At 48.5% G+C, this 881-nt stretch carries 1 protein-coding gene; it reads right to left on the bottom strand.

Features of this window, described 5'->3' with window-relative positions:
* A partial coding sequence (locus R7Q46_RS25785) for a LysR family transcriptional regulator (protein WP_318078029.1) occupies positions 1-876 on the bottom strand: 876 nt, incomplete at its 3' end.
* Positions 877-881 lie beyond the last annotated feature (5 nt).

Here is an 881-nt window from a genome sequence, read left to right as displayed (position 1 = left end):
AATAAAGTTGATAACGGCTGATATTTTTTTCGGCATGTGCTGACGACTCGGGTACACCGCATAAAATGGCATCGACTGGCTCGCTTTCCAGTCTGGCAATAGTTGAATCAACTTACCCGTTCTGAACTCATCACCAAGCAAGTACGTTGCGAGATACGCAATCCCCCATCCAGCAATCGCGGCGTCACGTACGGCTTCTGCTAAATCGACAGAGTAGTTGCCGGAGACTTTGACGTTGAGCTCTTGTTGTCCCTTGGTAAATGCCCATCCTGTGTAATCACGCTCCCAACTGCGATAGATCAAGCAGTTGTGCAAAGACAAGTCGTTCGGCTCAGTCGGAGTATCATACTTAAGCAAATAATCCGGCGATGCTGCCACCACAAACTGGCAGTCCGTCAAACGCTGCGCAATGTAGCCCTCTGGTAGGTGCTCATTGTTTGTTACCCACAGATCGAGCCCTTCCGCCAGCATATCGACCTTGTAGTCAAACAAATGCACTTCCACTTGAAGCTGTGGATACAACTCACGCAGCTCTTGAATCGCAGGAATGATGTGCAGCGTTCCAAATGATTGAGATAACCCGAGGCGAACCAGCCCAGCCACTTCATCCCTTTGGCTTTCCATTTCTAACGTCGCACTACTCACCGCCTGCACCACTTGTTCACAATGATGATAAAACGTTTTTCCCGCTTCGGTAGGCGTAAAACTACGCGTGGTGCGTTGAACAAGCTTGATACCAAGAGATTCCTCTAACTGACTAAGCTGTTTGCTGACGTGAGATACTGACACTCCAAGGCTTTTCGCCGCCGCAGTAAAGTTTTTATGTTTGATCAATGCAGAAAAGATCACCATTTGCGCAGCACGTTCAGATAACACGCAGT

Source organism: Vibrio sp. 811 (genome assembly GCF_033339195.1).
The sequence above is the reverse complement of the archived record's forward strand: the minus strand, read 5'-3'. Positions and strand labels throughout refer to the sequence as shown.